A 23,306-nucleotide genomic window follows, 5' to 3' on the forward strand; every position below is an offset into this window, starting at 1 on the left:
AAGCGGCGAACCGCTACCGTCTCGCCATGACCTTCTCGATCGTTGCCCGGTCCGCCGACGGCACCACCCTCGGCGTCGCTGTGGCCAGCAAGTTCCTCGGCGCCGGCGCGGCCGTGCCGGCAGCCCTCGCCGACGTCGGCGCGATCGCCACCCAGTCGTACGCGAACCTCGCCTACCGCCCGCAGGCGCTGACCCTGCTCGGCACCGGGGTGTCCGCGACCGGCACCGTGCGGGCACTGATCGCCGGCGACGAGGGAACCGTCGGGCAACGGCAGGTCGGCGTGGTCGGCGTGGAGGGCCCGGGCGCCACCTTCACCGGCGACCAGTGCCACCCCTGGGCGGGCGGCGTGGCCGGCGACGGCTACGCGATCCAGGGCAACATGCTTACCGGGCCACAGGTGGTCGCCGACATGGAGACCGCCTGGCTGGGCGGTGCCGGGCAGCCGCGGTTCCCGTACCGGCTGCTCGACGCGCTGCGCGCCGGTGACCTGGCGGGCGGCGACCGTCGCGGCCGGCAGAGCGCGGCGCTGCTCGTCGTGGCGAAGGGTATGGGATACGGCGGCACCAGCGACGTCCTCGCCGACCTGCGGGTCGACGACCACCCGGACCCGGTGACCGAACTGGCCCGCCTGCTGGAGCTGCACACGCTCTACTTCGAACGCCCCGACCCGGCCACGTTGATCCCGCTCACCGGCGCGATCGCCGGCGAGGTCCGCACGAGGCTGACCAAGATCGGTCACACCGCCACCGACCTCGACGAGGCCCTGGCCGACTGGGCCGGCATCGAGAACCTGGAGGAACGCATCGTCGCCGGCGCGATCGACCCGCTGGTCCTGGATCAGCTCCGTAACGCCTGACCGGCTCCGCAGCGCCTTTCCCTGCGTCCTTCCGGCGCCAGGCCTCGGCCTCTGGCCGCGGTGGTACCCGGCTGAAGCAACGGCTCAGGCCGGCTTGTGTGCGAGGGGTGGTGGGGCGCTGTACGGTCCGGGGCGTGGAGAGCACGAGACTGCGCGTCGACCGGATCGATGTTCGGGAGACCGAAGACGATCTCACACTGACCCTCGACAACGAGGGGGTCCGTGTCATGCAGATCCGGGCGCGGTTCGAGGGCTGGGTCGACGAGCTCGTCGACGGTGCGGGGCGGGTGGCGCCGGGGCCCGGTGCGTGGACGCTGATCGGGACGGAGCTGTCGCTCGAGCTGGGTTCGCGGGCCGTCGAGCTGTTCGGGTTCCACCGCGACTGCCGGCTGTCACTGGATGTGGACGAGGAGGCGATCCGGCAGGTCCGGGCCGCGCTGCTGGAGATCCTGCACTGCGCCTGCTATGTGGTCGACACCGCCGAGGGCCGCGTCACCGGTTGAGAACGCGAGGCATGCTTACATCATGGAGAGTTGGTCCGACGGTGATCTCGTGTCGGAGTTCGATCAGCGGCTCGACGAGTTGCTCGCCGAGGTCGATCCGGGCTGGCGACCCGAGGAGCCGCCCGAGCCCTATCGCAGTGACCAGGCTTTCCGGGCCTATCACCGTCGTGAGCGCAGGCGCATGCATCTCGGCGAGGTCCTGAGGGAGCATCCTGACACCGCTGCCGCCTGCGCCCCGCGGGTGCTCGCCGCGGTCGCCTGCGACGAGGACGTGTCCGCCAACAAGCAGTTGCTGCACCCGGTGATGGCGGTGGTCGGGCGGCGTGCCGTCCAGCGGTACCTGATCTCGGTCGTCGAGCACGAGCCCGCACACAAGAAGGTCTGTGCCGTCCGGGCGTGGTATTGGTCGCAGGTGAGTCTGCGGTACCGCTCGTTCGAGGACTTTCGTGAGGAGCGGCCCACCCCGGAGAGCCGGGCCGCCGACGACGACGTGGCCGACCTGCGGGCCGACTACCGCAACGCGTGCCTGGCCGCCTTCGTGGAGCACGGGCATCCGCCGACGCGCGAGTGGTTGTCACGCGGGTTCCTGCTGGTGGAGGACTACTTCCCGCCGAACCTGCACCACCTCGTGGCGCGCGCCCGGGCCATCGCCGAGGCGGATCCCGAGCGCTACCACGAGTTGCTCGGCCGGGAGTCCGACGGCACCACCATGGCGCAGATCGGCGTCTCCGACCGCTGACGTCCGGGCAGGCGCGGTGCACCTGCCCGGATCGCCGGTGTCAGGCCGTGGTGGTGGGCGCCGCGGCGTTGTCGGTGGCGGTGGTCCCGGTGGCGTCGCTCTCGGCGGCGGCCGACGAACGGCGACGGGCGCGCACGACGAACTGGGTCACGCCGGCCAGGAGCAGCACGCCGCCGATGCCGGCGAGGATGTAACCGCCGGTCACGTCGTTCTGCTTCTGCTCCTCGAAGGAGCGCTCCGTCGTGGAACCGCGGCGGGTCGTCTCGCAGATGTCACCCTCGTGCATCACCTGGCTGCCGCAGGTGACCTGCTCCGTCGAGTTCGCGTTGACGAGCCCGAGCGGGATCAGGATGAGACCGACGATCAGTGCGGCCCACCGGTTCTTGATGATGCTGAAAAGCAGATTCATGGCTTCCTCCCCGTAACGAACGGCACACCCTAGCTCGACGGGGACCGATGGGGATCAACATCAATCAACAAGATCACCGCAAAGGGTACGGGTAGTGGCGCAGATCACATCGAGAGGAGTTGTTCCATCACGGACACCGGCAGCAGGTCCACCGGGTCATGATCGGATTCGGCCAGCCGCAGGCGGAAATGGCGGCCCCGGATCGGCGATCAGCCGGCCCGGGGCCGCGCGCGGGCGGCAGCGCGGGGTTGCCGGCTAGGCCCTCCAGTACCGCGCCGAGGTGTGCCGGCCCGGCCGTCAAGAAGTCGGGTGGAGCAGGACCAGCGGAATCTCGCGCTCGGTCCGTTCCTGATAGCCCGCGTAGTTGCGGAAACCGGCGGTGATCACCGGCCACAGGCGGGCTCGCTCCTCCGGCGACGCGACGGCGGCGAGCATCGGACGGCGCGGTCCACCCTGAACGGCGACCTCCACCCGCGGCTCGTCCCGCAGATTGAGGAACCAGGCCGGATGCCGGTCGTCGCCGCCGCGGGAGGCCACCACGACATAGGCGTCGCCGTCACGGATCGGCGAAGTGAGCATCACCGCACGAGGGGCGCCGGAGCGACGACCGATGGTGATCAGCTCCAGGACGGGCATCCCGATGGCCTGATAGCCGATGCGCCCGCCGGTGAACCGGAGCAGGGCGCGGTGCGCGGCGTTCATGGACTTGAGGACGAAGTCTGACGGCACGGAGCCATGATATGAGGCCGATCCGTCATCGCCGGGTCCGCTCGCGGCCGCGGCGGCTGCATTCGAGCATCCGGCCACCCATCCTCTCGACTCCGTTTCCCGCCCGCCGCCTCCTCCGGTGCCGCGGTGAGGTCCCCGACGAAACGGGCCGATAGGTTTCCGGCATGCGGAACGGAAGCCTGGTCCAGTTGCGGCCCGCGACGGAGGGCGACGTCGCGCCGCTCGCCGCGATCCGGTCGACACCCGAGGTCCACGGGCGGTGGGGCGGCGGCGACGACCTGGCCGCCGACGTCGCGGAGAGCCTCGCCGACCCGGACACGCGGGTGTTCGCGATCGTGTTCGAGGGGCGGGTCGTCGGCGCCGTCCAGTACAGCGAGGAGGCCGACCCCGACTACCGGCACGCGGGCATCGACATCTTCCTCGACCCGCGGGTCCACGGCCGTGGTCTGGGGGCCGACGCGGTGCGGGCCGTCGCCCGGCACCTGATCGACGATCTCGGGCACCATCGCCTGGTGATCGATCCGGCGGCCGACAACGAGGCCGCGATCCGCTGTTACGCCAAGGTCGGTTTCCGGCCGGTCGGGGTGATGCGCGCCTACGAGCGGGGCCCGGACGGCACCTGGCACGACGGCCTGTTGATGGACCTCCTGGCCGGCGACCTCACCTGAGCGGTACTCTTCGGACTCAGATCACGCTTTCGTCGATGGCCCGCGTGCGCCGCGAAGCACGTTTCTCATGATCCTCGTTCTCCGGAGCGTCTCCGATTCCCTGTGGTGAAGCCGTCGATCCGGGTCCGGACCCCGCGGGAGATCCGGTCGGCCCGGCGGCCACGCCGCCACCGTTGCTGGGGGCATCTCGTCGCGGCGCCGCTGTGGCCGATGCACGACGCCAATCTCGGTACGTTGCTGCGCACCTGTGACGCCGTCGGGGCTTGCCTCGCGGTGCCGTCGTTCAGCTGGGTGGACGCGGCTCTGGCCCGCGGCAACACGCTGCGCGAGCCCACCTGCGTCCATCGTGTCGGCAGTCCGCTGCACTGGCTCGCCGCCGAGCGGAAGGCCGGGTCGGCGATCCTCGGGGTGGAGCTGGCCGACGAGGCGGTCCGGCTCGCCGACCTGCCCGCGGCCCGGCGGCGGACCGTCATGGTGCTCGGGCACGAGGCGACCGGCATCCCACCGGAGGCCCTCGACCTGCTGGACGGCGCTGTGGAGATCCCGATGGCCGGCACCGGGTCGAGCCTCAACGTGGCCGTCGCCGGTTCCCTGGTGCTCTACAAGCTGGCCGGCCTGTTGTGACCCCGATTCATCAGCCGAAGGGATCCCCTTGAGACGAACGCTGCTGCTCCTGCTGGTCCTGGTGGCCGGTGGGGCCTGGCTGATCGGCGGCGCCGGCCACGGTGCGCGCCGGGAGCACGTCACCACGGCCGGGGTGCCGCTCGACGTGGTGCACCCGTCCGGGGACGGTGCCCGGCCCGGTGTGGTCGTGGCGCACGGGTTCTCCGGGTCGGCGAGACTGATGGCGCCGTTCGGTGACACGCTGGCCGCCCGTGGCTACGTCGTCGTGCTGCTCGACCTCTCCGGCCACGGGGCCAACCGGCGACCGTTGCCGGACCAGGTCGCGGGCACCGACGCGTCCACCGAGGCGCTCCAGCAGGATCTCGGCGTGGCGGTCGCCCACCTGCGGTCGCTGCCCGGCGTCGACCCGGCCCGGATCGCGCTGGTCGGGCACTCGATGGGGGCCGGCGCCGTCACGCGGTACGCCGCCGCGCACCCGGATGTGACCGCGACGGTGGCGATCTCCCTGCCCAGCGCGGTCGTCGCGTCCGCCGAGCGCCCGGCGCGCCTGCTCACCGTGGTGGGCGCGCTGGAGTTCCCCGGCTTCCGGTCGGTGGCCACCGAGGTCGCCGCGCAGCGCGCCGACCGCGCGGTCCGGGTCGTCCCCGGCGTCGAGCACATCACCGTGCTGTACGCGCCGGAGACGCACCGGGCCACGGTGGACTGGCTGGATCAGGCGTTCGGCGGCCCGCTCACCGGTGACGCCCTCCCGTTCCCCGGGCGGCGCCTCGCCGGGGCAGCCGTGCTGGTGCTGGCCTTCGTCCTCGGGCTCCACCCGCTCCTCGTCCTGGTCGGTGGCACCCCGGTCAAGCCGGCCGGACGGTTCCGCCTCCGGACCGTGGCGGTGGCGGCGGCCGCCACGGCGGCGGGGGCGGTGGCCGCCTGGCTGCTCCCCACGACCCGGCTGCCACTGGCGATCGCCGGATATGTGGCCGCCTACGCGACCGTCATCGGAGCGGGGCTGCTCGCCTTCGCACCCCGCGGGGAGCGCCCGGCCTTCCGTCCGCGCATGCTCCTCACCATTCCGTACGCGGTGGTCGCGGTCGCCGTACCCGTGCATCTCGGGTTGACCCACGCCCTGCCCGTCGGTGACCGCTGGTGGCTGCTGTTGATCGTCTGGGCCGCGTTCGCGCTGTTCGCCTTCGGTGCCGAGCGGATCGCCGGCGGTGACCCGCGGACGCTGCCGGCGATCGCGGCGGTGTTCGTGGCCGGCCTGGCCGGTGCGGCGGTCACCGGTCTGACCCACGGGTTCGTGGTGCTGGTGCTGGTCCCGCTGATCGGCCTGCTGCTGTGGCAGGTGTTGTGGAGCGTGCTCCTCAACCGGTTCGCCGTGCCCGCGTGGCTGATCGCCCTGACCGGCGCGGCCGTGGTGTCGTGGCCGCTGGCGGTGACCCTGCCGGTCGTCGGCTGACGGGCGCTGGGCCGTCCAGGCCGCGTTTCGGAATTCGGCCGGGGCTTCGGCGTGGCCGACTTCCGAAACGCGGCCTAGGGGCTGGACTCCTCGAAGAGCAGCAGGGTGCGGGTGCTGACCACGCCCGCCATGCCCTGGATCTCGTCGAGGACCAGGTGCCGCAGCTCGGTGTTGTCGGCCACCCGGACCAGCAGGATCACGTCGAAGTCGCCGCCGACCAGCCCGATGTGCACCACCCCCGGCAGGGCCCGCAGGCGTGCGAGGACCTCACGCCAGTTCGCCTGCTGGAGGTTGAGGGTCACGTAGGCGGCAGTGGTCAGCCCGGCCGCGACCGGGTCGACGTCCGCGTGGAAGCCCCGGATCACCCCGGTCTGCTGCAACCGGGCAACCCGGGCATACGCGTTGGCCCGGGAGATGTGCAGGGTCTCGGCGAGGGTCCGCATGGACATCCGCCCGTCCCGTCCGAGCTCGGCGAGGATCCGCCGATCGGTGTCGTCGAGCACCTGGCCACCTGTCTTCCCGGCCGGGCCTGCGGCCCTCCACGTTTGGACGATCGGCCCTCGCAACGGGGCTGACGCGAAACAATATCTCGTCTTTTCCGCACCTATGGTGATCGTTTGGCAAGCTCGCCAGAATCCGTGCATGACACGTGACGCAGCTCTCCTGCTGCCGTCCACGGAGCCGGTGACGCTCATCGACCCGGACGGCCACCCCGTTCCGCACGTCGGCCACGATCTGCCCGACCCTCAGGCACTGGTCCGCGCGTACGCTGCCCTGATCTCCGCCCGGCGCTTCAACGACCAGGCGAACGCCCTGGTCCGCCAGGGCAGACTGGCCGTCTACCCCTCCTCGCACGGGCAGGAGGCATGCCAGGTCGCCTGCGTCCAGGTGCTCGGCGACGGCGACTGGCTGTTCCCCACCTACCGGGACAGCGCGGCGATCGTGGCCCGCGGTGTCGACCCGGTGCAGGCGCTCACCCTGCTGCGCGGCGACTGGCACAGCGGCTACGACCCGCACGCCACCCGGGTCGCGCCACAGGCGACGCCGCTGGCCACGCATCTGCTGCACGCGGTCGGGGTGGCGCACGCCGCACGGCTGCGGGGCGAGACGGCCGTCGTGATGGCGGTCTGCGGTGACGGCGCGACCAGCGAGGGCGACTTCCACGAGGCGCTCAACTTCGCTGCGGTGTTCCGTACCCCCGTCGTCTTCTTCATCCAGAACAACGAATATGCGATCTCGGTGCCGCTGGCCCGCCAGACGGCGGCGCCGTCGCTGGCGCACAAGGGCGTGGGGTACGGCGTGCCCGGCGAACGTGTCGACGGCAACGACGTGGCCGCCCTGCTCAGGGTGCTCGGCGCGGCGGTGGCCCGGGCACGTGCCGGCGAGGGCCCGCAGCTGGTCGAGGCGCACACCTACCGGGTGCAGGCGCACACCAACGCCGACGATCCGGGCCGTTACCGCGACGCCGACGAGGTCACCCCGTGGCTGGCCCGCGACCCGATCATCCGGCTGGAGACCTATCTGCGGGGGCACGGGCTTCTCGACGATCATCATGCGCGGGAGTACGCCGACCGCGCCGAACAGATGGCCGAGCGGATGCGCGCCGGACTGAACGAGGAGACGGTCTCCGACTACCGCGACCTGTTCGCCTACGTCTACGCCGAACCCACCCCCCAGCTGCGCGAACAGCAGGCCCTGGTCGCCGACGAACTGTCCCGTGAGGAGGACCGATGACCGCCGAGAAGCTCACCATGGCCACCGCCCTCAACCGGGCGATGCGCGACGCCATGCGCGCCGACAGCACCGTCGTCGTCTTCGGTGAGGACGTCGGCCCGCTCGGCGGCGTCTTCCGGGTCACCGACGGCCTGACCGCCGAGTTCGGTGACCAGCGCTGTTTCGACACCCCGCTCGCCGAGTCCGGGATCCTCGGCATGGCGATCGGGATGGCGATGAACGGCATGCGCCCGGTCGTCGAGATGCAGTTCGACGCGTTCGCCTACCCGGCGTTCGAGCAGCTGGTCAGCCACGCGGCGAAGATGCGCAACCGCACCCGCGGCCGGGTCGGGGTGCCGCTGGTCATCCGGGTCCCCTACGCGGGCGGCATCGGTGGGGTCGAGCATCACTGCGACTCGTCCGAGGCCTACTACGCGCACACCCCCGGCCTGCACGTCATCGCGCCGTCCGACCCGGCCGACGCGTACGGGCTGCTCCGCGAAGCGATCGAGTCACCCGACCCGGTCGTCTTCCTCGAACCGAAGAAGCTCTACTTCTCCCGGTCCGAAGCCGACCTCACCGCACCGGTCGCACCGATCGGCAAGGCCGTCGTCCGGCGGCCCGGCACCGACGCCACCCTCATCGCATACGGCCCGGCCGTACCGGTCGCCCTGGAGGCCGCCGAGGCCGCCGCCCAGGAAGGCCGTAGCCTGCAGGTCGTCGACCTGCGCTCGATCGTGCCGTTCGACGACGAGACGGTCTGCGCCGCCGTCCGCTCCACCGGCCGCGCCGTCGTCGTCGCCGAGGCCGCCGGGTTCGCCAGCGTGTCGTCCGAGGTGGTGGCCCGGGTCACCGAACGCTGCTTCCACTCGCTGCACGCCCCGATCCGCCGGGTCACCGGATTCGACATCCCCTACCCGCCGCCGAAACTCGAACACGTCCACCTCCCGTCGGTCGACCGCATCCTCGACGCCGTCGACGAGCTGCAATGGGAGTACGCGTGACCGCCCGGACCTTCCTCCTGCCCGACCTCGGCGAAGGACTGACCGAGGCGGAGATCGTGCGCTGGCTCGTCGACGAGGGCGACATCATCGCCGTGGACCAGCCGGTCGTCGAGGTGGAGACGGCCAAGGCGGTGGTCGAGGTGCCGTCGCCGCACGCCGGCCGGGTCGCGACCCGGCACGCCGCCGAGGGCACCACCCTCGACGTCGGCTCGCCGCTGATCACGGTCGCCGCGCAGGGCGCGGCCGAGACCCCGGCGCAGACGTCGGTCACCGCGGCCGAGACCTACCGGGAGGAGGAGCGGGCAGGTTCCGGAAACGTCCTCATCGGGTACGGCACAACGCCCGGCCCGGCCACGACGACGCGACACCGCCGCCCCCGGAACCAGCGCCCTTCCGCCCCCGAACCCCCGACCCGCCCGTCCGCCCCCACCCCGCCGGCGACCCCGCTCCCGCCGGCCGCCCCCACCCCGCCCTCCGCACCTGCCTCATCGGCCTCGTCGGTGCGGTCGGCCGCACCTGAGGCGGCGGCCCGGCCCGTCACGGTCGCTACGCCACCGGCCTCGCGTGCCGTGCCGAAGGTGTCGTCGCCCCTGGTCCGGCGGCTCGCCCGGGACAGCGGCGTCGATCTGACCGCGCTGTCCGGCACCGGCCCGGGCGGCGTGATCACCCGTCAGGACGTCGAGGCCGCGTCCCGGACCGCACCTCCCGCCGCCCCCGTCGATGCCGCCTTCGCCGGTGAGCGGCGTGTTCCGCTCAGCGGGTTCCGGAAGCAGGTGGCGACGGTTCTCAGCCGCAGCCGGGCCGAGATCCCCGAGGCCACGGTGTGGGTGGACGTCGACGCGACCGCCCTGTGGGAGCTGCGCGAACGCGGCCGGGCCAAACCCGGGTCGCCGGGGCTGATGGCCTATGTGGCGCGGTTCGTGGTGGCGGGGCTGCGGGAGTATCCGGTTTTCAACGCGCGGCTCGACACCGAACGGCAGGAGATCGTCGAACTCGACCGGATCAACCTCGGCATCGCCGTGCAGAGTCCCCGCGGCTTGGTCGTTCCGGCCGTCACGGACGCGCAGACGATGACGACCACGACCCTCGACGCCGCGATCCGTGCGGTGACGGGACGGGCACTGCGCGGTGAGTCCACTCCGGCGGAGCTGTCGGCGGGAACGTTCACGCTGAACAACTACGGCGCGTTCCGGGTCGACGGCAGTGCGGCGATCATCAACCATCCGCAGGTGGCCATGCTCGGGATCGGGCGGATCATCGATCGGCCGTGGGTGGTCGGTGGCGCTCTGGCCGTACGCAAGATCGCGCAGTTGTCCTTCGTCTTCGATCATCGGATCTGTGACGGCGGGACGGCGGCCGGGTTCATGCGCTCGGTGGCCGATGCCATCGAGGACCCGCCGTCGGCGCTGGCCCGCCTGTAGCGCCGGATCCTGCCCGATCGGCCGCCGCTCTCGGTGGCCGATCGGGCAGGATCGGCTGGTCAGGGGTCAGGAGTGGTAGCCCAGCAGGCGGCGGGTGCAGCGGTAGAGGGCCTGGGCCGGAGTCCTGACCACAAACCAGACGGCGGCGAAGGCGACCATGATCGCGCCGGCGATCATCTTGGCGAACGCCAACTGGGAAGCCGTCGCAACGAGAGAACGCTCTCACCGTGAGGTGCGGGGTCCCGCATCCGGTGGAGGCGGGACCCGGGGGATCAGGCGTAGGGATCGAAGCTGATGCCGGACGGCTTGGCGGCGTTCAGGAGATACTCGAACGAGCCGTCCTTGATCTTGATGGTGGCCGAGCCGAAGTCGGCGGCCATCAAGCGGTCGCGCAGCGCGGTGCTCGGGTAGCCGTTCCAGTCGACCAGGGGCGGGTAGCGCCAGTTGTGGTAGTGGTTCTCCGGCGGCTCGTCGTTGCTGTTGGCGAGGCGGAAGAAGTGTGTGGACAGGCCGTCCTTGTGGTAGACGACCTTCGGGTGGGTGCCGTCGAAGCGGACCTGCGAGCGGGCGTACGTCTTCTGCGAGCTGTGCTGGGTGGTGCTGACGTAGTCGACCTGGTTCGTCGCCTGGTTGACCCACGAGATGACGTGTTCCCAGTCGTGCCGGTGGCCGCCGAGTCCGCTGCCGGCGACGGCCTGGTCCTTCTCGAAGTAGCTGGCGTAGACGATCGCGCACCAGCCGTTGTTGCATTTCGACCGGGCGTACGTCTGGGAGTTGTCCAGGTCCCACTGGTCGCGGCAGCTGCCGTTGACCGCGCCGGTGGTCTTCAGTCCGGGTGCGAGGGTGCCGTCGGGGCCGATGGCGGCGGTGGCGTAGCAGCCGTCGCCGTCGTAGTCGAACGCGGGGGAGAACGACTGCTCGTACCCGCCGGCGTTCTGCGGGAGGTTGGCGGGCGGGTCGGCGAATGCCGGGGTGGCGGTGGCCGCGAGGAGCAGCACGGCGAAGCCGGTGGCGGTTCCGGCTCGGGCGAGGCGACGCATAGGGGGCCCTTCGTTGGGTCGCACGATGGGATGGGATGGGATCTTTACCGTTGGGGTCGACGGCAGTCAATAGATGGGGCCCCGCCGGAGCGGGGCCCCGGGCCGGCCTCAGCCGATGTGGAACGGGTCGCCGTAGACGCTGAAGTCCAGCGGCGTGTTCAGGTCGAAGTTGCCGTTGTTCAGGAACACCCGTTGTGCGGTGTCGATCCGGGTGACGTCCTCGTGGGCCGCCTCCTTCTTCATCTCGACGACCCGCTCGTCCAGGAACGCGTTGAGCCAGGCGCGCTCGTCACCGCCCTGCGCGGGCGGCTTCGCCTTCTTCAGAGCGCGGGTACGGATGGACCGCATGCCCTCGTAGCCGTGCACCACCGACGCGTCGTAGTAGGCGAACTGCCCGAGTGCCCGTACCCCGTCGGATTTGCCGTCCCGGACCGACGGGTTGAAGTAGACCCGGTCGCGCTCGGACTCCTGTGCGGCCTGGAACACCGAGTCGGATGCCGCGGTCTTCCAGTCGCGGGTGAAGTTGGGGTCGAGGCCCGCGTGCGACGAGGTGCCGTTGACGGCGCGCAGCGCCGGCAGGTACTTGGCCAGCACGTTCGACGGTTTGGTGGCGGTGTAGGCCTCGACGAGTTCCAGCATGTCGCCGGTGCCCGAGCAGAAGCCGATGATCCCGGCGGTGTAACCGCGGCCGTCGCCGATGTCCTCGATGTAGGAGAACTGGGCCCGCCAGTTCAGTGACGAGTTCTCGGCCGCGGAGACGATCTGCATGGCGACGTCCTTCTTCGCCGGATCGTCGAGGTTCTTCCCGGCCGGGGTGGTGGCACCGCCGGGCAGGGTCCAGGTCTGGTTGGCCGTGGCGGAGCACGTCCAGATCTGCAGCCGGGTGCCGTTGGTGCTGGTGTTGCCGGTGACGTCGAGACACTTGCCCGACCCGGTGTTCACGAGCGTTCCGTTGGTGGCGGTCCACCTCTGGGCGCCGGTGGCGTTGCAGTCGTACAGCTGGATCCTGGCGCCGTTGGCGGTCGACGCCGCGGTGACGTCGAGGCATTTGCCCAGCGCCCGGATCGTCCCGTCGCTGTTGCCGACGGTCCACTGCTGCGCGGCGCTGTTGTTGCAGTCGTAGAGCTGGATCGCGGTGCCGTTGGCGGTCGCCGCGCCGGCGACGTCGATGCACTTGCCGCCGAGGCCCTTGATCGGGCCGACGGTGGCGGCGCTGGCCGGAAGTAGTCCGACGATCAGTGCCGTGCCGGCGATGACCAGGCCTGATGTTGCGTAGGCGATTGTCCTGACGCGAATCATGGCGCTCCTGTGAGAGGGGGAATGATGGGGTGGCGCGCGCGTTGGGGACGGACTCTACGACTGTTAAGTAGCTTTATCAATGTTTGCTGATGGGCTTGACGCGGGCGCCCCGGTGGCACAGGATGAGCCAACTGTTAAACACTTTGCCTATTACGGAGGCCCGGATGGCGCGGCTGGCCGGCTCGTCCAAACTGCTGCGCGCCATGAACGAGAGTGCCGCCCTGGAGCTCCTGCTGGAGCCGGGCAATCTCACCCGGGCCGACCTCCGCAAGCTGACCGCGCTCTCCACGCCGACGATCTCCGAGGTGCTGCGCCGACTGACCGAGGCCGGGCTGGTCGATGTCGTCGGGCACGCCAGCGGCCGGCCGGGGCCGAATGCCGAGGTCTACGCGGCCAACCCGGACGCGGCCTACGCCGTCGCGATCTCGGTGCGTGACGTCGGGACCAGCGGCACCCCGTCGGTGGTGGCCGCGCTCTGTGACCTGACCGGGACGGTGCGGGCCCGGTTCGAGGCGCGCGTCGACTTCCTCGGCGCCGACCCGGTGGCCGTGGTTTCCGATGTGGCCGGCCGGCTGTGCGTGCAGGCGGACGTCGAGGCGGGACTGATCCGGCACGTGCAGCTCGGCGTGCCCGGCTCTTACGACCCGCGCACCGACACGATCCGCCTGGTCGACGTGCCCGGCTTCGACCGGCCCGGCCTGCGGTCCGCGATCGCCGCCGAGCTCGGCACCGACGTCGGCGTGGACAACGACGTCAACCTGGCCGCGGTGGCCGAGCGGCGGCGTGGTGCGGGGCAGGACGCGGAGAACTTCGCTCTGCTCTGGATCGGCCAGGACGGCCTCGGTCTGGCCATCGACATCAACGGCACGCTGCTGCGCGGCACCCGTGGGGGAGCGGGCGAGATCGGATACGTGCCGCTCTACTCACCCGACTCCCCGCACCGCAAGCTCGACCTCCAGGACCTCTTCGGCGGCGCCGCGATCATGGATCTGGCCCGCGACAACGGCGTCGGCGGTGACACCCCGGCCGAGGTGGCCGCCGCCGCTGCCGCGGGTGGGGTGGAGGAGTTCGTGCACACCCTGGCCGACCGGATCGTGGTCGGCCTGGCCGCCGTGACCGCCATCCTCGACCCCTACCTCGTGGTCCTCGCCGGCCCGATCGCCCAGGCCGGCGGCGACACCCTGCTCGGTGCGGTGAACGACGCGTTCCGGCGGGCCGCCCCGCTGGAGAGCTCGTTCGCCGTCACCGCCATCGATGACGACGCGGTGCTGGTCGGCGCGCTCGACGCCGGTCTCGCCGCGGTCCGGGAAGCCCTCATCACCGCCATTCGGGACAGCTAGACACCCTGCGAAAGGCCGACATAGTGAACAAGCGGATACCCCATGCCCTTTTTGTCATGACAACAGCGGTTTTTCTGACGGGCGGGTGCACCCCCGCACCCAAGGACAACAAGATCGCCGACCCCGGGACCGCGGTGTCCGGGACGGTCGAGCTGTGGCACTTCTTCACCGAGCGCGAGGCCAAGGCCATCGACGAGGTGATCAAGGACTTCTCCGACGGCCACCCGAACATCAAGGTCACCGTCAAGTCCGGACAGGACGACTCCAAGGTCACCCAGGCGATCGGCGCGGGCAACGGGCCGGACATCGGGCTGTCCTACTCCACCGACATCGTCGGCAAGTTCTGCTCCTCCGGGGCGTGGGTGGACCTCAACGCGTACATCGCCCGCGACAAGGTCGACCTGACCAAGCTCAACGCGACGACCCGGACGTACACCGAGTTCGGCGGCAAACGCTGCGCCATGCCGTTCCTCGCCGACGCGTACGGCATGTACTACAACAAGGACCTCTTCGCCCAGGCCGGCCTGACCGCGCCGCCCAAGACCCTCGACGAGCTGACCGAGTACGCCAAGAAGCTCACCGTCCGCAACCCGGACGGCTCGCTCAAGACCGTCGGGTTCCTGCCGCTCTACGACTTCTACGAGAACTCGGCGTCGCACCTCGCCCCGGCCACCGGCGCCGAATGGCTCACCCCCGAAGGCAAGAGCGCGGTCGGCACCGACCCCGGCTGGAAGACCCTGCTTGCCTGGCAGAAGAACCTCGTCGACTGGTACGGCTACGAGAACCTGACCAAGTTCAAGGCTTCGCTGGGTGACGAGTTCAGCGCCGACAACGCCTTCCAGAAGGGCCAGGTCGCGATCAACGTCGACGCCGAGTACCGTCTCGCCTTCCTCAAGGACCAGGCCCCGGACCTGAAGTACGGGGTGGCGCCGCTCCCGACCAGCGACCCGGCCCGCTACGGCGGTGGCTACGTGACCGGCAACATCGTCGGCATCAGCAAGAACGCCAAGAACCCCGAGGCGGCCTGGGAACTGATCAAGTACCTGACCACCGACGACAAGGCGGTCATCAAGCTGGCCGGGCTGCTGAAGAACGTGCCGACCACGACCACCGCTATCGCCGACCCGGGACTCAACGCCGACCAGGACTTCAAGGCGTTCATCGACATCTTCAACAACCCGAACTCGATGACCTCGCCGCCGTCGAAGTCCGGGCCCGCCTACCAGGAGACCTTCGGGACGTTCCTGACCAGCTACCAGTCCGGCAAGGTCGCCGACCTGAACCAGGGCCTGCTGGAGGCGGACAAGCAGATCGACAGCGTCATGTCGCTGGGCGGCTGACCCAGGTGACGGGCACCTCCCTGCGCCGGGGCGCGACGACGTTCACCTTCGTCGCGCCCGCGCTCCTCGGCATCGCGCTCTTCTTCGTCTACCCACTGATCTCGGCGATCTACTTCTCGTTCACCCAGTTCGACCTGTTGTCCGTACCCCGATGGGTCGGTCTGGAGAATTATCGGCGGATGGGTGGGGATCCCTTCCTGCTCCAGGCCGTCCGCAACACGCTCTGGATGGTCGTGGTCTTCGTCCCGATCCGCATCCTCGGCGCGATCGGCCTGTCGATGCTGCTGGTGCAGCTCAAGAAGGGTGCCGGGTTCTTCCGGACGATCTTCTACCTGCCGGCCCTGGTGCCGCCGGTGGCCGCCACCATCGCGTTCGTCTACCTGCTCAAGCCGGGCACCGGCCCGGTCAACCACGTCCTGGAGATGGTCGGCATCGACGGGCCGCTCTGGTTCAACTCGCCGGCCTGGGCGAAACCGTCGCTGGTCCTGCTCGGCCTGTGGGGCATCGGCGACCTGATGATCATCTTCCTGGCGGCGGTGCTGGGTGTCCCGGAGAGCCTCTACGAGGCCGCGTCGCTGGACGGCGCGAACGCCTGGCACAAGTTCCGGTCGATCACACTGCCGACGATCCGCCCGGTGATCCTGTTCGCCGCGGTCACCGGCGTCATCTACACACTGCAGTACTTCGACCAGGCGGCGGTGGCCGGCTCGATCGCCAGCGGGCAGGCCACCGTCGGCGCCGGGATCTCCCAGTCCTTCGGCTACCCGGAGGGCTCCACCTTCACCTATCCACTGTGGCTCTACACCGTCGGGTTCCGGTACAGCGCGCTCGGCTACGCCAACGCCCTCGCGATCGTGCTCTTCCTGGTCGCACTCTCCGTCACCGTGATCCTGCTGCGCCGCGCCAGAGCCTTCTCCGGGGAGGAGTCGTGAAACTCGCCTGGATCGCCCGGCACAGCATCGCCATCGCACTCGCGATCATGTTCCTCACGCCGGTCGTCTACCTCGTCCTGCTGTCGCTGATGACCAGCAACCAAGCCCTGACCAGCGACTACTGGCCCAACACCTGGCATCCGGAGAACTACCTCAAGGTCTTCCAGGCGACACCCCTGCCGCACTACCTGCTGAACACCGTCCTCTACGCCGTGACCGCCACCTGCCTCACCCTCGTTTCGAGCGTGCCCGCGGCGTACGCCCTCGCGAAATTGAAGTTCCGCGGCCGGAATCTGATGTTCCTCGTCGTCATCTGCGTGATGATGCTGCCGCCTCAGGTCGTCACGGTTCCGCTCTACCTGATGTGGGCGCGTTACGGCCTGACCGGCTCGCTCGCCCCGCTGATCATCCCAGCGCTGTTCGGTGACGCGTTCTGCATCTTCCTGCTGCGCCAGTTCCTGCTGACGATTCCCAGCGAGTACCTCGACGCGGCCCGCGTCGACGGCTGCGGCGAGTGGCGGACCCTGCTGCGGGTGGTGCTGCCGATGGCCCGCCCCGGCATCGCGGCCGCCGGACTGTTCCAGTTCTTCTACTGCTGGAACGACTACTACGGACCACTGCTCTACACCAGCGAGAACGAGAGCTCGTGGACGCTCTCGCTCGGCCTGGCCTCGTTCCGAACCGTCCACCACGTCGACTGGAACCTGGTCACGGCCGCCACCGTGCTGGCCATGGCGCCACTGATCATCATCTTCTTCTTCGCCCAGCGCTCATTCGTGCAGGGCATCACGCTGACAGGATTCAAAGGGTGAAAATCGCAGTCGTCGGCGGTGGTTCGACATACACGCCCGAGCTGGTGGACGGGTTCGCCCGGCTCGGTTCGGCCGTCTCCGAGCTGGTGCTGATCGACCCGGCGGCCGAACGGCTGGAGATCGTCGGGTCGTTCGCCGCCCGGATCTTCCGCCACTACGGCCATCCGGGGACGGTGACGTGGACGTCCGACCTGGACGCCGGGGTCACCGACGCCGACGCCGTCGTCGTGCAGCTGCGGGTCGGCGGGCAGCGGGCCCGCATCACCGACGAGACGTTCCCGCTGGAGTGCGGCTGCGTCGGCCAGGAGACCACCGGTGCCGGCGGGCTGGCCAAGGCGCTGCGCACGGTCCCGGTGATCCTGGACGTCGCCGACCGGGTGCGCCTGCGGGCGAAACCGGGGGCATGGATCGTCGACTTCACCAACCCGGTGGGGATCGTGACGCGGGCGCTGCTGGACGCCGGTCATCGGGCGGTCGGGTTGTGCAACGTGGCGATCGGTTTCCAGCGGCGGTTCGCCGGCTACCTGGGTGTCGACCCGGCGGCGGTCGTGCTCGATCACGTCGGCCTGAACCATCTGACCTGGGAACGGGCGGCCGTGGTGGACGGCGTTGATCGGCTGCCCGGCCTTCTCGGCGATCATATTTCCGAAATATCCGAAGAAGTGGACATTCCTGCCTCGATCATCGGGATGCTGGGCGCGGTGCCCTCCTACTACCTGTCCTATTTCTACAAACACGACGCGCACGTGCGGCAGTCGATCGGGTCGGCCACACGCGGCCAGCGGGTCGCCGAGATCGAGGCGATCCTGCTCGACCTGTACCGCGACGTCACCCTCACCGAGAAGCCGGCGCTGCTCGGCGAGCGCGGCGGCGCCTACTACTCCGAGGCCGCCGTCGGACTCATCGCCTCCCTCTCCGGACTCGACGACACATCGGTCCACTCGGTCAACGTGCGCAACAACGGCGTCCTGCCGTTCCTCCCGGACGCGGCGGTCATCGAGGTCTCGGCCCGGGCGGGCCTCAACGGGCCGGCGCCGCTGCCGGTCACCGCACTGCCGCCCGATCTGGCCGCGTTGATCACACACACCTGGGGGTACGAGGAACTGGCGCTCGACGCGGCATTGCGAGGAGGACGTGACCGGGTCTACCGGGCGCTGCTCGCACACCCCCTGATCGGCCAGCACGAACAGGCGGAGGCCCTGACCGACCGGCTCCTGGCCGCCGGCCGCGAGCACCTCGCGTGGGCGCGATGAACCCGCTGTACCTGGCGGTCGACGGTGGAAACTCGAAAACCGACGTGGTCCTCGGTGACGCGTCCGGCAAGGTGCTGGCCACAGTTCGCGGTGGCACGTCGTCACCGCACAACGTCGGCCTGGACGGCACGATCGACGTCCTCGGTGGCCTGATCGCCGAGGCCCGCGAGCAGGCCGGGATCACCGCCGGCACCCCGGTCGAGACGGTCGCCGTCTACCTGGCCGGAGCCGACCTGCCGATCGAGGTGACCCGCCTGCACGAGGCCGTCTCGGCGCAGAACTGGGCCCGGCGGGTACAGGTCGACAACGACTGCTTCGCGCTGCTCCGGGCAGGCACGTCCGTGCCGGACGCGGTCGTCGTCGTGTGCGGGGCCGGCACCAACTGTGTGGGGCGGGCCGCCGACGGGCGTACCGCCAGATTCGTCGCTCTCGGCCCGGTCTCCGGGGACTGGGGCGGCGGGCATGATCTAGCCGAACACGCGCTCCGCGAGGCGGCCCGGGGTGAGGACGGCCGGGGCCGCATCACCGCCCTGTCCGCCGCGGTCGCCGCGCACTTCGGCCGGCCGACAGTCGAGGAGGTGAGCATCGCCCTGCACTTCGGTGACCTGTCGCGTGACCGTGTCCCCGAACTGACCCCACTGCTCTTCGAGATCGCCGCGACCGGCGACGAGGTGGCGTCGGCGCTGGTCGGGCGGCAGGCCGAGGAGATCCTGGCCCAGCACCGGGTGGCCGCCGGACGGCTCGGACTGCTCGCCGCCCCGCACGCCGTGGTCCTCGGTGGTGGGGTGTTGCAGGCACGCATCCCGCAGCTGCACGACCGGGTGATCGAGGGGATCCGTGCCCAGGCGCCGCTGGCCGACGTCACGGTTCTGTCGGCACTGCCGGTGACCGGGGCGGCGCTGCTGGCCCTGGACACGCTGGACGCGGCCGCCGACGCCGAGCCGATCCTGCGGGCCGCCCTGACCGGGCCCGCCTGACCCCGCGGGCGGTGGGCTGCCCCGTCCACCGCCCGCGGTTCCCGCTCAGCGGCCGGCCAGGACCTTCAGCAGGATTTGTTGGGTGGGGTGGGTGTCTGTGGTGGGCGGTGATCGCACCCGGTGGGGCCGTCGGGTGCGTCCGGCGTCGCTGGGTGGGCGGTGGTGGTGCCCGTTGGGTTGTCGGGTGGGGTGGGCGTCCCTGGTGGGCGGTGATCGCACCCGGTCGGCCGTGGGGTGGGTCTGGCGTCGCTGGGTGGGCGGTGGTGGTGCCCGTTGGGTTGTTGGGTGGGGTGGGTGTCTGTGGTGGGCGGTGATCGCACCCGGTCGGCCGTGGGGTGCGTCTGGCGTCGCTGGGTGGGCGGTGGTGGTGCCCGGTTGGGTCGTTGGGTGCGTCTGGCGTCTCTGGTGGGCGGTGGTGGTGCCCGTTGGGTCGTGGGGTGCGTCTGGCGTCGCTGGGTGGGCGGTGATCGCACCCGGTCGGCCGTGGGGTGGGTCCGGCGTCTCTGGTGGGCGGTGGTGGTGCCCGTTGGGTTGTTGGGTGCGTCTGGCGTCTCTGGGTGGGCGGTGATCGCACCCGGTCGGCCGTGGGGTGCGTCTGGCGTCGCTGGTGGGCGGTGATGGCGCCCGGTCGTCCACCGGGCTAGCCAAGCGACTGGCGCCTGCGTCAGCCGTGGTCCGGTACCCGCGCGGATCCTGAACGGCACGCCTGCCCCTGAGCCGAGCCACTCCGCGGCGGGACCTGGGCCCGCGCCGGGAGGCTTAGGACCAGGTCCCGCTGGTGCCGTCGATGATCTCGCAGTTTTGCGAGCCGTCGCTCAGACATCTCAACGGCGGCCGATGGGGTGCCGGAGCGACGGCTCACAAACGGGCCTCGGCCCCGGAAGGGCGCGGGCGGATTTCGTGACGTGGTTCGGTGGAAGGGCGCGGGCGGATTTCGTGACGTGGTTCGGTGGAAGGGCGCGGGCGGATTCCGTGACGTGGTTCGGGGGACGGGCGCTGGCGGATTCCGTGACGTGGCCCCGGGGGGAAGGGCGCGGGCGGATTACGCGACGTGGCCCGGCCGGTCAGAAACCGGGGAAGACCGCCCGCAACTGGTCGAGGGTGATGTTGCCGGTCGCCCCGGTGCCGGCCGGGGTGTGCGCGGGACCGAGCCGGCCGTAGAGCAGCCGCACCGCGGCCTCCAGCGGACCGGTGAAGGTGGCCGTCACCGGCAGGCTCTCGGTGGTGAGCCGGACCGAGTCGTCGATGACGATCCGGTAGTCCGTGCCGCTGATCTCGACCACGGCGTGCTCGGGCGCCTCCTTCGGCTTGCCGATGAAACCGAGCAGGAAGCCCAGGCCGCCGCTGAGGTGCTCGGCGAGCAGCGCGGCGGATCCGTCGGCGATGGCCGCAGCCGGGTCGAGGCCGGCCCGGACGTCCCAGGTGTGCGGGGCGACCTCGCTCAACCGGATGGCGGCGAACGACGCGAACGGCACCGGGTCCGGCAGGAACGTCCGGACCCGGAGGTCCTCGTGACGGTCCTCGGGCACCGACTCCAGGCCGGCGACGAGTTCCGCGTTCGCCGCGATCGAGCCGGTGGCCTGATCCTGCGGGCTCAACGCGTTCCACCGGTCCCACACGCTCTGATTGAAGTCCGGGCCGGGTGCCTCGGCCTCGCCCACCGCGGCCCGGAAACCGGCCCGGGTGATCTCCGCGCCGCTGCCCAGGTGCGACAGGACGTCGGCGACCGTCCACTCGGAGGCGCCGGACGGGCCGGTCAGCTGGTCGGCGGAAAGTGTCGGGACCAGGTCCGCGAGGCTGTCGTACTCACTGCGCAGGGCCGCGATGGTGCGGCCGGCAAGGGTCGTCATCACCCCAGACTAGGTCGCCGCCGGCACCGGGACGGGCTGCTGGACCATGAGGTCACGGATCGCGGCGGCCGGCAGCGGACGGGCGAAGTGGTAGCCCTGCGCGTGCTGGTAGCCGAGTTCGGCGAGCCGCGCCGCCTGGTCGCCGGTCTCCACCCCTTCGGCGACCAGGTCCAGCCCGACCGCGTCGGCCAGCGCGATGACCGCGGCCGGCATCGTGTCACGCCGGCTCGTGTCGGTGCCCTGGGTGAACGACCGGTCGAGTTTGAGCTGGTCGACCGGCAGCTCGTGGAGCAGTGTCAGGGTCGACTGGCCGGTGCCGAAGTCGTCCAGGGCGATCCGGATGCCCATCCGCCGCAGATCGTCGAGCCGGGTGACCGTCTCGCCCAGCGCGACGGCGGTGCTCTCGGTGATCTCCAGGGTGAGCCGGTGCGGGGGCACCCCGGTCTCGTTGAGGATGGCCGCGACCCGGTCGACGAAACCGCCGTCACGCATCTGGCGGGCGCTGACGTTGACGTTGAGCATCCGGGGTGCGGCGTCGCCGTGCTCGTGACGCCACGCGGCGAGCTGACGGCAGGCCTCGACCAGCACCCAGTCGCCGAGCGGGACGATCAGGCCGGTGCGCTCGGCGACCGGGATGAACTCGACCGGCGGGACGATGCCCCGCTCCGGGTGCGCCCACCGCACCAGGGCCTCGACACCACGCAGGCGGCCGGTGTCGAGCGCGACGATCGGCTGGTATTGCAGGAACAGCTGGCCGTCGGTGATCGCGTGCTGCAGCTGCGCGCCGAGGGCCGCGGTGTCGGCGATCGACACGGCCATCACGTCGCTGTAGGACTGCACGTTGCCGCCACCGTCGTGCTTGGCGGCGTACATGGCGATGTCGGCGCGACGCAGCAGGTCGGCGGCGTCCTGACCGGTGTGCCCGTGGGCCAGGCCGATGCTGGCGCGTACCAGAAGCTCGTGTCCTTCGGCGACGACCGGCTCGGCGAGCGCCGCGATCATCCGGTACGCGGCCGCCTCGGCGGCCTCCGGGTCGATGTCCTCCAGCACCACCACGAACTCGTCGCCGCCCAGGCGGGCCACCGTGTCGTGGGTGCGGACCGCACCCTCCAGGCGGGCGGCCACCGCGACCAGCAAGGCGTCACCGATGCCGTGCCCGAGAGTGTCGTTGACCGTCTTGAAGTCGTCGAGGTCGATCAGCGCCACACTCACCGGCCGCTCGTCACCGTCCACGGCGAGAGCAGCATCGAGTCGATCGGTGAACAGCGCCCGGTTCGGCAGGCCGGTCAGGGCGTCGTGGGTGGCGCCGTGGTCGAGGCGGGCGACCAGACCGGCGTTCTCCCGGAACACCGTCTGCTGGCGGGCCACCACCAGGCCGGTCAGCAGGACGGCGACGACACCGATCGGCAGCGCGTCGTCGTGGCCGCTCGCGATCAGGGCCAGCAGCAGCCCGTCGGCGGCGGCGATCGCGACGTACGGCAGCCAGGACGGCAGCCGGCGGGTGGGCACGGTGCCGCGCTGGCGTCCGGCGGCGGCACGGGCCTGGGTACGGGCGGCCAGCACCGTGCAGAACATGACGACCGGGATGGCGGGCTGCGCACAGGTCAGCCACGGCTGGTCGACGAGCGGCTGCCCGGCCGCGATCACGGTGCCCGAGGCCAGCCCGAGGATCAGCATCCGCAGTACACCCGGGGCGAGGTGGCCGCGACCGGTCAGCGCGACCTTGCCCACCGCGAAGAGGGAGAGCAGGTTGACGGCCATCGTGAAGGAACCGGCGGCCACCGCGGCGGTGCCGAAACCGGCGCTCTCCAGCACCGGCCGGGTCACGAAGTGCCAGGAGAACGCTCCCGTGGCCAGCAGCACGGTGAGCCCGTCGAGGCCGGCCCGCAGCACATCGCCACGGCTGCCGAACCGCAGCGGCAGCCGGCTCATCGCCCACAGGTTCATGGCGACCGAACCGCCGTAGCCGATCGCGGCCACACCCGACACAGCGACGGCGGGCAGACCGAGCACCGCACCCTCATAGGCGTGCCCGAGCGACCCGGCGACCACGAACCCGGTGCCGATCGCCAGGTGCCGCCAGAACCGGCGGGTCGCCGCCGGCAGCGTGGTGGTGCGGGCGAGACTCGCCAGCGAGATCATCGCCACGAGCGCGGCGAGCGGCATGGGGAGCCAGAGCAGCGGTACGGGTGTGCGGACACCGGCCAGATTGAGGGCGAACACCACCACGGCGACGAGCGCCAGCGCACCCGACCACCGCACCAGGGCACCGACGCAGGTACGCCGGGCCACAGCTTCGCCACTCATCCGTCTCCTCACCCGAGCACTGGAACGGCCTCACCATCG

Annotated in this window: 23 protein-coding genes; 15 read left to right on the plus strand and 8 right to left on the minus strand. The window is 70.9% G+C overall.

Going from position 1 to position 23,306, the window contains the following annotated elements; genetic code table 11:
• Nucleotides 1-26 precede the first annotated feature (26 nt).
• From ACFO0C_RS41205 to ACFO0C_RS41215, 3 genes are all read left to right on the plus strand, one after another.
• Nucleotides 27-857: a DUF1028 domain-containing protein gene (locus ACFO0C_RS41205; protein ID WP_378072268.1), complete on the plus strand. Its 831-nt coding sequence runs from the start codon at nt 27-29 to the stop codon at nt 855-857.
• Nucleotides 858-991: 134 nt separating this feature from the next.
• Nucleotides 992-1,360 carry a hypothetical protein gene (locus ACFO0C_RS41210; RefSeq protein WP_378072269.1) on the plus strand — a complete coding sequence of 123 codons (369 nt, stop codon included), beginning with the start codon at nt 992-994 and terminating at the stop codon, nt 1,358-1,360.
• Between the two features lie 22 nt (nt 1,361-1,382).
• Nucleotides 1,383-2,099 (plus strand): hypothetical protein, encoded by a 717-nt coding sequence (locus ACFO0C_RS41215; protein WP_378072270.1) that lies wholly within the window; start codon nt 1,383-1,385, stop codon nt 2,097-2,099.
• A 40-nt stretch (nt 2,100-2,139) separates the two neighbouring features.
• Here ACFO0C_RS41215 and ACFO0C_RS41220 read toward each other — a convergent pair whose 3' ends face one another.
• Nucleotides 2,140-2,508, minus strand: a complete 369-nt coding sequence (locus ACFO0C_RS41220) for a hypothetical protein (RefSeq protein WP_378072271.1) — start codon at nt 2,506-2,508, stop codon at nt 2,140-2,142.
• A gap of 297 nt (nt 2,509-2,805) precedes the next feature.
• Nucleotides 2,806-3,237 carry a nitroreductase/quinone reductase family protein gene (locus ACFO0C_RS41225; RefSeq protein WP_378072272.1) on the minus strand — a complete coding sequence of 144 codons (432 nt, stop codon included), beginning with the start codon at nt 3,235-3,237 and terminating at the stop codon, nt 2,806-2,808.
• 164 nt (nt 3,238-3,401) lie between these two features.
• Here ACFO0C_RS41225 and ACFO0C_RS41230 point away from each other — a divergent pair, with 164 nt between their 5' ends.
• The 3 genes from ACFO0C_RS41230 (at nt 3,402) to ACFO0C_RS41240 (ending at nt 5,979) form a co-directional block, all read left to right on the plus strand.
• Nucleotides 3,402-3,905 (plus strand): GNAT family N-acetyltransferase, encoded by a 504-nt coding sequence (locus tag ACFO0C_RS41230; RefSeq protein ID WP_378072273.1) that lies wholly within the window; start codon nt 3,402-3,404, stop codon nt 3,903-3,905.
• Between the two features lie 105 nt (nt 3,906-4,010).
• Nucleotides 4,011-4,529, plus strand: a complete 519-nt coding sequence (locus ACFO0C_RS41235; protein WP_378072274.1) for a TrmH family RNA methyltransferase — start codon at nt 4,011-4,013, stop codon at nt 4,527-4,529.
• Nucleotides 4,530-4,557: 28 nt separating this feature from the next.
• On the plus strand, nt 4,558-5,979 hold the full coding sequence (locus ACFO0C_RS41240) for a dienelactone hydrolase family protein (protein WP_378072275.1): 1,422 nt from the start codon (nt 4,558-4,560) through the stop codon (nt 5,977-5,979).
• A gap of 74 nt (nt 5,980-6,053) precedes the next feature.
• Here the strand turns inward: ACFO0C_RS41240 and ACFO0C_RS41245 are convergent, their stop codons facing one another.
• Nucleotides 6,054-6,482, minus strand: coding sequence for an Lrp/AsnC family transcriptional regulator (locus ACFO0C_RS41245; protein WP_378072276.1), 429 nt, complete (start codon nt 6,480-6,482; stop codon nt 6,054-6,056).
• Between the two features lie 139 nt (nt 6,483-6,621).
• Between ACFO0C_RS41245 and pdhA the strand changes: the two genes are divergently transcribed.
• The 3 genes from pdhA to ACFO0C_RS41260 are packed head-to-tail and all read left to right on the plus strand — an operon-like array spanning nt 6,622 to nt 10,117.
• Nucleotides 6,622-7,713 (plus strand): pyruvate dehydrogenase (acetyl-transferring) E1 component subunit alpha, encoded by a 1,092-nt coding sequence (pdhA, locus tag ACFO0C_RS41250; protein WP_378072277.1) that lies wholly within the window; start codon nt 6,622-6,624, stop codon nt 7,711-7,713.
• Nucleotides 7,710-8,696: an alpha-ketoacid dehydrogenase subunit beta gene (locus ACFO0C_RS41255; RefSeq protein WP_378072278.1), complete on the plus strand. Its 987-nt coding sequence runs from the start codon at nt 7,710-7,712 to the stop codon at nt 8,694-8,696. The genes pdhA and ACFO0C_RS41255 overlap by 4 nt, the downstream gene beginning before the upstream one ends.
• Nucleotides 8,681-10,117 (plus strand): dihydrolipoamide acetyltransferase family protein, encoded by a 1,437-nt coding sequence (locus tag ACFO0C_RS41260; protein WP_378072280.1) that lies wholly within the window; start codon nt 8,681-8,683, stop codon nt 10,115-10,117. The genes ACFO0C_RS41255 and ACFO0C_RS41260 overlap by 16 nt, the downstream gene beginning before the upstream one ends.
• Nucleotides 10,118-10,183: 66 nt before the next feature.
• On the opposite strand, the gene ACFO0C_RS41265 is transcribed toward ACFO0C_RS41260, so the two are convergent.
• From ACFO0C_RS41265 to ACFO0C_RS41275, 3 genes are all read right to left on the minus strand, one after another.
• Nucleotides 10,184-10,309 (minus strand): hypothetical protein, encoded by a 126-nt coding sequence (locus tag ACFO0C_RS41265; RefSeq protein ID WP_378072281.1) that lies wholly within the window; start codon nt 10,307-10,309, stop codon nt 10,184-10,186.
• An 80-nt stretch (nt 10,310-10,389) separates the two neighbouring features.
• Nucleotides 10,390-11,157 (minus strand): NPP1 family protein, encoded by a 768-nt coding sequence (locus ACFO0C_RS41270; protein WP_378072282.1) that lies wholly within the window; start codon nt 11,155-11,157, stop codon nt 10,390-10,392.
• 108 nt (nt 11,158-11,265) lie between these two features.
• Nucleotides 11,266-12,456: a chitosanase gene (locus ACFO0C_RS41275; RefSeq protein WP_378072283.1), complete on the minus strand. Its 1,191-nt coding sequence runs from the start codon at nt 12,454-12,456 to the stop codon at nt 11,266-11,268.
• Between the two features lie 164 nt (nt 12,457-12,620).
• Here ACFO0C_RS41275 and ACFO0C_RS41280 point away from each other — a divergent pair, with 164 nt between their 5' ends.
• Genes ACFO0C_RS41280 through ACFO0C_RS41305 form a run of 6 tightly spaced genes read left to right on the plus strand, consistent with a single transcriptional unit; the run spans nt 12,621 to nt 19,110 of the window.
• Nucleotides 12,621-13,796, plus strand: coding sequence for an ROK family transcriptional regulator (locus ACFO0C_RS41280; RefSeq protein WP_378072284.1), 1,176 nt, complete (start codon nt 12,621-12,623; stop codon nt 13,794-13,796).
• A 56-nt stretch (nt 13,797-13,852) separates the two neighbouring features.
• Complete coding sequence (locus tag ACFO0C_RS41285) at nt 13,853-15,136, plus strand: ABC transporter substrate-binding protein (RefSeq protein WP_378072285.1); 1,284 nt, start codon at nt 13,853-13,855, stop codon at nt 15,134-15,136.
• 5 nt (nt 15,137-15,141) lie between these two features.
• Nucleotides 15,142-16,068, plus strand: a complete 927-nt coding sequence (locus tag ACFO0C_RS41290) for a carbohydrate ABC transporter permease (RefSeq protein ID WP_378072286.1) — start codon at nt 15,142-15,144, stop codon at nt 16,066-16,068.
• Nucleotides 16,065-16,880: a carbohydrate ABC transporter permease gene (locus ACFO0C_RS41295; protein ID WP_378072287.1), complete on the plus strand. Its 816-nt coding sequence runs from the start codon at nt 16,065-16,067 to the stop codon at nt 16,878-16,880. Before ACFO0C_RS41290 ends, ACFO0C_RS41295 begins: the two co-directional genes overlap by 4 nt.
• Nucleotides 16,877-18,133, plus strand: coding sequence for a family 4 glycosyl hydrolase (locus tag ACFO0C_RS41300; RefSeq protein ID WP_378072288.1), 1,257 nt, complete (start codon nt 16,877-16,879; stop codon nt 18,131-18,133). The genes ACFO0C_RS41295 and ACFO0C_RS41300 overlap by 4 nt, the downstream gene beginning before the upstream one ends.
• A complete protein-coding gene (locus tag ACFO0C_RS41305; RefSeq protein ID WP_378072289.1) occupies nt 18,130-19,110 on the plus strand; it encodes an N-acetylglucosamine kinase in 981 nt (326 codons plus the stop codon). The genes ACFO0C_RS41300 and ACFO0C_RS41305 overlap by 4 nt, the downstream gene beginning before the upstream one ends.
• Before the next feature lie 1,064 nt (nt 19,111-20,174).
• Here the strand turns inward: ACFO0C_RS41305 and ACFO0C_RS41310 are convergent.
• Nucleotides 20,175-20,960, minus strand: coding sequence for a maleylpyruvate isomerase family mycothiol-dependent enzyme (locus ACFO0C_RS41310; RefSeq protein ID WP_378072290.1), 786 nt, complete (start codon nt 20,958-20,960; stop codon nt 20,175-20,177).
• A gap of 9 nt (nt 20,961-20,969) precedes the next feature.
• Nucleotides 20,970-23,267, minus strand: a complete 2,298-nt coding sequence (locus tag ACFO0C_RS41315) for a putative bifunctional diguanylate cyclase/phosphodiesterase (RefSeq protein WP_378072291.1) — start codon at nt 23,265-23,267, stop codon at nt 20,970-20,972.
• Between the last annotated feature and the right edge of the window lie 39 nt (nt 23,268-23,306).

Origin of the sequence: Actinoplanes subglobosus (genome assembly GCF_042650585.1) — a bacterium.
Taxonomy (GTDB): Bacteria; Actinomycetota; Actinomycetes; order Mycobacteriales; family Micromonosporaceae; genus Actinoplanes; species Actinoplanes subglobosus.

Coding starts and splice junctions, on each gene's coding strand:
- ACFO0C_RS41230 (WP_378072273.1), top strand. CDS start 3,402: ATGCGGAACGGAAGCCTGGTCCAGTTGCGGCCCGCGACGGAGGGCGAC.
- pdhA (WP_378072277.1), top strand. CDS start 6,622: ATGACACGTGACGCAGCTCTCCTGCTGCCGTCCACGGAGCCGGTGACG.
- ACFO0C_RS41255 (WP_378072278.1), top strand. CDS start 7,710: ATGACCGCCGAGAAGCTCACCATGGCCACCGCCCTCAACCGGGCGATG.
- ACFO0C_RS41275 (WP_378072283.1), bottom strand. CDS start 12,456: ATGATTCGCGTCAGGACAATCGCCTACGCAACATCAGGCCTGGTCATC.
- ACFO0C_RS41315 (WP_378072291.1), bottom strand. CDS start 23,267: ATGAGTGGCGAAGCTGTGGCCCGGCGTACCTGCGTCGGTGCCCTGGTG.
- ACFO0C_RS41280 (WP_378072284.1), top strand. CDS start 12,621: ATGGCGCGGCTGGCCGGCTCGTCCAAACTGCTGCGCGCCATGAACGAG.
- ACFO0C_RS41215 (WP_378072270.1), top strand. CDS start 1,383: ATGGAGAGTTGGTCCGACGGTGATCTCGTGTCGGAGTTCGATCAGCGG.
- ACFO0C_RS41305 (WP_378072289.1), top strand. CDS start 18,130: ATGAACCCGCTGTACCTGGCGGTCGACGGTGGAAACTCGAAAACCGAC.
- ACFO0C_RS41220 (WP_378072271.1), bottom strand. CDS start 2,508: ATGAATCTGCTTTTCAGCATCATCAAGAACCGGTGGGCCGCACTGATC.
- ACFO0C_RS41260 (WP_378072280.1), top strand. CDS start 8,681: ATGGGAGTACGCGTGACCGCCCGGACCTTCCTCCTGCCCGACCTCGGC.
- ACFO0C_RS41205 (WP_378072268.1), top strand. CDS start 27: ATGACCTTCTCGATCGTTGCCCGGTCCGCCGACGGCACCACCCTCGGC.
- ACFO0C_RS41310 (WP_378072290.1), bottom strand. CDS start 20,960: ATGACGACCCTTGCCGGCCGCACCATCGCGGCCCTGCGCAGTGAGTAC.
- ACFO0C_RS41285 (WP_378072285.1), top strand. CDS start 13,853: ATGACAACAGCGGTTTTTCTGACGGGCGGGTGCACCCCCGCACCCAAG.
- ACFO0C_RS41270 (WP_378072282.1), bottom strand. CDS start 11,157: ATGCGTCGCCTCGCCCGAGCCGGAACCGCCACCGGCTTCGCCGTGCTG.